Raw genomic sequence first — 6,498 nt, forward strand, 5'->3', positions numbered from 1 at the left:
GGTGCTGTTCGAGGGGGCGCAAGGCGCCTTTTTGGACGTGGATCACGGCACCTACCCTTACGTGACCAGCTCCAACACCGTGGCGGGGCAGGCGGCGGCGGGGTCGGGCGTCGGGCCCAAGGGCGTCGGATATGTGCTGGGGATCGTGAAGGCCTATACGACCCGCGTGGGCGAGGGGCCGTTCGCCTGCGAACTGAACGACGCGGTGGGCCAGCATCTGGCGACCGTGGGGCGCGAGGTCGGGGTCAACACCGGCCGGGCCCGGCGCTGCGGCTGGTTCGACGCGGTGCTGGTGCGCCAGTCGGTGGCGATCAACGGCATCGACGGCATCGCGCTGACCAAGCTGGACGTGCTGGACGGGCTGGAGACGCTGAAGATCTGCGTCGGCTATAGGGTCAACGGCGAGGTGCTGGACTATCTGCCGTCCAGCCTGAAGGACCAGGCGGCGGCCGAGCCGGTGTTCGAGGAGCTGGAAGGCTGGAGCGAAAGCACCGCCAGCTCGCGCAGCTTCAAGGACATCAACGCCAACGCCATCAAATACGTGCGACGTATCGAGGAGCTGATCGGAGCACCGGTTGCGCTGCTGTCGACCAGCCCGGAGCGGGACGACACGATTCTGATGCGCGACCCTTTCCAGGGATGACGGCGTTCAACGGGTCTTAACGGTGTTGAGGTTAAGGGTAATCCCCTAGCCAGGGAGCCAGACCGTGTTCACCGCCGACTCCAAGACCCTGAGTCGCCTCGCGCCCGTCGTCAGACGGGTGGTCGTCGTCGATCCGAACGCCTCCGCCGCGCGCCTGATGACCGACATCGTCAAGGGGTTCGGCGCGCGCGAGGTCTATGTCGAGGGCGACGAAGATCTGGCGATGGAGCTGATCCGCGACGTCGAGCCCGGCGTCATCTTCATCGAACATTCGGGGCCGACGCTGAACGGCGAAAGCCTGGCGCGCAAGGTGCGCCGCTCGCACATGACGTGCCGCACCGCGCCGATCATCATGGTCACGGCCGAGGCGACCGCCGCGACGATCCGAGGCGCGCGCGACGCGGGCGTGCACGAGTTCCTGAGAAAGCCCTTCACGACCGGCGACCTGTTCAAGCGGGTCGAGAACGTCGCCCTGAAGCCCCGTCCCTGGGTCGAGGCGGTCGGCTATGTCGGGCCGGACCGACGCCGGTTCAACTCGGGCGAATACAGCGGCGCCAAGAAGCGGCGCGGCGACACAGACGGCGGCAGCGTGGTGGACGTCCGCGATCAGGCGACGCGCATCCTGGTGGCGGCCATGACCCAGTTCGACCAGGACCCGATGCAGGCCGTGCGGGCCATTCGCCAGCAGGCGGAGACGCTGAAGGGGCTGGCGGTGCGGACCGCCGACGCCAAGCTGGCCATCGCCGCCGCCGCGCTGGAGGGCTATCTGGCCTCTGGATCGCCGAACAAGACCGGACTGGCCCAACCCATCGGGGCGATCCTGTCGCTGAACCCGAACGCGCCGGCGCCGGCCCGGCAGGCCGGCTGACCCGCGCGCCGTCAGGCGTCGACCAGGTTTCGTTCCTCGGCGGCCGCGCGCATGGCCTTCTGCAGCTTTTCGAAGGCGCGAACCTCGATCTGACGCACGCGTTCGCGACTGACGCCGTACTGGCCGGCCAGTTCTTCCAGGGTGACCGGATCGTCCTTGAGGCGGCGCTCGGTCAGGATGTGCTTTTCGCGGTCGGTCAGCTCCTCCATGGCTTCCTGGAGCAGGCCCATGCGGATACCCTTTTCCTCGTCCTCGGCGAGTTGGGTCTCCTGCGAGACGGCCGTGTCGTCGGCCAGCCAGTCCTGCCACTCGCTTTCGCCGTCGGCGCGCAGCGGCGCGTTCAGCGAAGCGTCGCCGCCCAGGCGGCGGTTCATGTCGGTGACTTCCTGCTCCGACACGCCCAGCTTGGTGGCGATGGCGGACAGGTGCTCCGGGTGCAGGTCGCCTTCCTCGAAGGCCGAGATCTGGCTCTTGGCCTTGCGCAGGTTGAAGAACAGCTTCTTCTGCGCCGCCGTGGTGCCCATCTTCACGAGCGACCAGCTGCGCAGGATGTATTCCTGGATCGAGGCGCGGATCCACCACATGGCGTAGGTGGCCAGGCGGAAGCCCTTGTCCGGGTCGAATTTCTTGACGGCCTGCATCAGGCCGACGTTGCCTTCGGAAATCACTTCGCCGATCGGCAGGCCGTAGCCGCGATAGCCCATGGCGATCTTGGCCACCAGGCGAAGATGGGACGTGACGAGACGATGCGCGGCCTCGGGGTCCTGATGCTCGGACCAGCGCTTGGCGAGCATGAACTCCTCGTCCTTGGTCAGCATCGGAAACTTGCGGATTTCCGTCAGATAGCGCGACAGGCCCTGTTCGGGCGACATGATCGCGAGCGTGTTGTTGGCAGCCATATGGTCCCTCCGACCGTCTTGAACGAGCGGGCGCTTCGCCGTCGACCACGATCGTGCATCGACGCCTCTCCCCTCAACCGGACAAGTGGCGATGGGTTGCGGCCTTTTTTAGGGGCGCTTCGTCACACGAAAGCGTGACCGTGGCCCGGACGCCACTCGTGCCGATCGAAATCCAATATAGAACAAAGGCGGTTGCTATTCAAGGCCGGGAGCGACAGGGGGCGACGCAACTAGCGGAAGGAGGCGCGGATGCGCGCGACGGCCTGGTCCCAGGCGGTCGGATCGCCGTCGTGCTTATCCGGATGAAGCCGCTGAAGATCGCGGACGGCGGCGGCGGTCGCCGCCGGATCGGCCGGGGAGGCCGCAGGAGACAGCCCTTCGACAGCGGCGAAGGCGGCCAGGGCGGCGGCGTCCTGAACCGTCGGGTTCGGCGCCGCGGCCGCTTCCGTCCGGCCGCCCGTCCAGCGGATGGCCTCGACGATCTGGCGCCGGAACCGCGGGTCGTCCCAGGTCGAGGGCGTGTGGCCCAGGTTGGTGTAGAACAGCCGGCCCTGGCCCACTTGGCGCACCCAGGTCACCGGAACGGGGTAGGGCCGGCGCAAAGGACCGGCGGTCATGTCCAGCGCCTGAAGGACGCGGACCCGCCCAGGCTCGAAGCCCGAATACTGGTAGATTTCTTCGGCGTAGTCGGTCACGGCTGCCCACATGGCGGTCAGCGGATGGCCGGGCTCGAGATTGGCCAGACGGATCGGCGTCCCCTGCGTCCAGGGATGGCCGTCGAACAGCCCGCCGATCAGATCGACATAGACCTGTCGTCCGCCCTCGAAATCGAGGGCCGTATCCGCGGCGCTGTGAACGCCGACGAAGCCGCCGCGACCGCGGTCGATCCAGGCGACGATCGTCGCCCAGGTCGGCTGGTCGATCGGCAGGGCGCCGGTGGTTGAGAAGACCAGGACGTCCAAGTCCGCGAGGCGGGCGGGGGTGATGTCGCGGGCGTCCTGGGTCAGTTCAACGGTGAAGGCGCCGCTGTCGCGGGCCATGGCCTGCAGCGCCCGTTCGGACGGCGCCAGGCCGTCGGACGGGCGCCGGACGGTCTCGTGGACGAAGCCGACCGACTGGCTGAGGTAGAGGACGCGCAGGGGCCGATCCTGCGCGTCGGCCTCGCCCGCGAACAGTCCGAAGACGAACAGCAGGCCGAGCAGCCGACGAAGCATAGCGCTAGATTCCCAGGATGCCGCGATAGGTCGGATGGACCACGTCGGCGTGCTCGGGGTGTTTCTGGAGATAGGCCGAAAAGAAGGGGCAGACCGGCAGGATCAGCAGGTCGCGCGCCTTGGCGTCGGCGAGCACATGCTTGGCCAGGCGGCTGGCGATGCCGCGTCCCTCGAGCCGTTGGGGCACCAGGGTCTCGGTGATCATCAGATTGGGGGGCGACAGGTTGTAGGTGACGACGGCCAGCTCGCCGTCGATGGGCAGTTCGTACTGGTGGCGGTCGGGATTGTCGCGGATTTCCGGGTCGGTCATCGACGGCTCCTCAAAGCTGCGACAGCAGCTGCTCCAGCCGCATCATATCAGCGGGCGGCGCGGTTTCGAAGCGCAGGCTTTCGCCGGTGACGGGATGGACGAAGCCCAGGATGGCCGCGTGCAGCGCCTGGCGCCCCAGGCCTGCCTGGGCGATCGCGGCGCGGACGGGGGCGGCCGGGCTGCCCGAGCCATAGGTCGGGTCGCCGAGCAGGGGCGCGCCCCGTGAGGCCATATGCACGCGGATCTGGTGGGTGCGTCCACTTTGCAGGGTGCAGGCGACGCGGGCGGCCATCGGCGCGCCGCCTGGTCTGGCGGGTCGGCCGAACGCGGACTGGACGACATAGTCGGTGATCGCCTCGCGCCCGCCGGCGCGCAGGACGGCCATCTTCTTGCGGTCGGCGGTCGAGCGGCCGATACGGGTCTGGATGCGGTCGCGGGCGGGCGAGGGGGCGCCGCGCGTCAGGGCGATGTAGGTGCGCTCGATGTCGTGGGCGGCGAACAGGGCCGAAAGGCCCGCGTGGGCCCGGTCGGTCTTGGCCGCGACCATGACGCCGGAGGTGTCCTTGTCCAGGCGATGGACGATGCCGGGCCGCGCCACCCCGCCGATGCCGGACAGGCTGTCGCCGCAATGGGCCAGAAGGGCGTTGACCAGGGTGCCGGTCTCGGATCCCGGCGCCGAATGGGCGGCCATGCCGGCGGGTTTGTCGATCACGATCAGGTCCGCGTCCTCGTACAGGACGGTCAGCGGGATGGCTTCGGCTTGCGGATCGGCGGGGGCGACGGGCGGCAGGGCGACGGCGTAGAGGCCGGGCTGGGCCTTGGCCGATCCACTGGTCAGGACGACGCCGTCGCGGCTGACGGCGCCGGCGGCCAGCAGGGCCTGGAGGCGCGCGCGCGACAGGGTCGGAAAAACGTCGGCCAGCGCCTTGTCCAGTCGGACGCCGGGCGCGTCGATAGGCGCCTCCAGCACTTCGGCCGGGGCGTCGTCATCGTCTTCGATGGGATCAGGGGCGGGCACGGGTACTCCCTAGCACGGCACATCGCTTGCGCGAGCGGTGACGCCGTTCGATAGTTGAGGCGGGGGCGTGGGGACATACCAATGGGACGGACCATGATCGCCGCCGGGCTGGTCGCGGCGGCGTTGCTGCTAGGCAGTTGCACGACGATGAGCAAGGATGAGTGCCTGGCCGGCGCCTGGGGCGAGAAGGGTTATGCCGACGGGATGGCCGGCTATCCAATGACGCGTCTGGACGACCATGCGCAGGCCTGCGCCAGGTATCAGGTGGCGCCGAACCCGGGGGCCTATGAATCCGCGCGTGAGGACGGCCTGCGAGGCTATTGCACCGTCGAGCGCGGCTGGTCCGAAGGGCGATCAGGCAATGCCTATAATGGCGTCTGTCGCCCGCAAGAGGAGGCGGCCTTCCTGCCGGCCTATCGCGACGGGCAGCAACTGCATGCCGTCGAAGCGGCTGTGGAGAGCGCCGAGAGCGCGTTGAACAGCGCCGAGGCCCGGATCGTCGATCGGGAGGAAAAGCTGGACGCCAAGCAGCGCGAATTGCGCGGCGAGGGCCTGACCGACGAGGAGAAGGAGCGGATACGCGATCGCATCCAGGAGGTGCGGGGCGAGATTCGGGATGCACGCCGGAGCGCCCGCGAGGCGCGCGACGCGCTGGATCTCGCCGAATGGGACCTGCACCGGGTGCGGCGCGAACTGGTCGGCCGCTACCCGGTCTGACGGTCGATCAGGCGGCCTTGACCGCGGCGCCCCGGAAGGACGGGTCCAGGTCGCCGGAGGCGTAGCGGCGGGCCATCTGGGCGGTGGAGAGGGGGCGGATCCGGGAGGCCTGGCCCTCGCACCCGAACTGCTGGTAGCGCTCCATGCAGAGCTTCTTCATCGCCTCCTTGGCCGGCTTCAGATAGGCGCGGGGGTCGAACTCGCCCGGCTTCTCGGCCAGCACCTTGCGGATGGCGCCGGTGATGGCCATGCGGTTGTCGGTGTCGATGTTGACCTTGCGCACGCCGTGCTTGATGCCGCGCTGAATCTCCTCGACCGGCACGCCCCAGGTCTGGGGCATCTGGCCGCCGTACTGATTGATGATGTCCTGAAGGTCCTGCGGCACCGAGGAGGAGCCGTGCATCACCAGGTGGGTGTTGGGCAGGCGGCGGTGGATGTCCTCGATTACGTTCATGGCCAGGATGTCGCCGTCCGGCTTCTTGGTGAACTTGTAGGCGCCGTGGCTGGTGCCCATGGCGATGGCCAGGGCGTCGACCTTGGTGGCTGCGACGAACTCGACCGCCTGATCCGGGTCGGTCAGCAGCTGGGAGTGGTCCAGCTTGCCCTCGAAGCCGTGGCCGTCCTCGGCTTCGCCCATGCCGGTTTCCAGGCTGCCCAGCACGCCCAGTTCGCCTTCCACCGAGACGCCGCAGGCGTGCGCCATCTCGACCACCCGGCGGGTGACGTCGAGATTGTACTCGTAGGAGGCCGGGGTCTTGGCGTCCTCTTCCAGCGAACCGTCCATCATGACGCTGGTGAAGCCGTATTGGATGGCGGTGGCGCAGGTGGC

At 68.5% G+C, this 6,498-nt stretch carries 8 protein-coding genes; 3 read left to right on the plus strand and 5 right to left on the minus strand.

The features are described 5' to 3' along the window. A partial coding sequence (locus B2U11_RS05665; RefSeq protein ID WP_292070499.1) for an adenylosuccinate synthetase occupies positions 1-643 on the plus strand: 643 nt, incomplete at its 5' end. Positions 644-707: 64 nt separating this feature from the next. Beyond that, complete coding sequence (locus tag B2U11_RS05670; protein WP_201215979.1) at positions 708-1,511, plus strand: response regulator; 804 nt, start codon at positions 708-710, stop codon at positions 1,509-1,511. A gap of 11 nt (positions 1,512-1,522) precedes the next feature. Here B2U11_RS05670 and rpoH read toward each other — a convergent pair whose 3' ends face one another. The 4 genes from rpoH to B2U11_RS05690 form a co-directional block, all read right to left on the minus strand. Further along, positions 1,523-2,410 carry an RNA polymerase sigma factor RpoH gene (gene rpoH, locus B2U11_RS05675; RefSeq protein WP_201215982.1) on the minus strand — a complete coding sequence of 296 codons (888 nt, stop codon included), beginning with the start codon at positions 2,408-2,410 and terminating at the stop codon, positions 1,523-1,525. A 230-nt stretch (positions 2,411-2,640) separates the two neighbouring features. Beyond that, entirely contained in the window at positions 2,641-3,624 is a 984-nt protein-coding gene (locus tag B2U11_RS05680) for a ThuA domain-containing protein (RefSeq protein WP_292070502.1), read from the minus strand. Between the two features lie 4 nt (positions 3,625-3,628). Further along, a complete protein-coding gene (locus tag B2U11_RS05685) occupies positions 3,629-3,934 on the minus strand; it encodes a GNAT family N-acetyltransferase (protein ID WP_292070504.1) in 306 nt (101 codons plus the stop codon). A 10-nt stretch (positions 3,935-3,944) separates the two neighbouring features. Then, a complete protein-coding gene (locus B2U11_RS05690; RefSeq protein ID WP_414632937.1) occupies positions 3,945-4,952 on the minus strand; it encodes an RluA family pseudouridine synthase in 1,008 nt (335 codons plus the stop codon). A gap of 93 nt (positions 4,953-5,045) precedes the next feature. On the opposite strand from B2U11_RS05690, the gene B2U11_RS05695 reads away from it, so the two are divergent. Continuing rightward, the gene (locus tag B2U11_RS05695) at positions 5,046-5,669 is read left to right on the plus strand and encodes a DUF2799 domain-containing protein (protein WP_292070505.1); all 624 of its coding nucleotides are present in this window, start codon (positions 5,046-5,048) and stop codon (positions 5,667-5,669) included. 7 nt (positions 5,670-5,676) lie between these two features. Here the strand turns inward: B2U11_RS05695 and B2U11_RS05700 are convergent. Continuing rightward, on the minus strand, positions 5,677-6,498 hold an 822-nt coding region (locus B2U11_RS05700), incomplete at its 5' end, for a ketose-bisphosphate aldolase (RefSeq protein ID WP_292070506.1).

It is taken from the genome of Brevundimonas sp. UBA7534, assembly GCF_002479325.1.
Lineage (GTDB): Bacteria > Pseudomonadota > Alphaproteobacteria > Caulobacterales > Caulobacteraceae > Brevundimonas.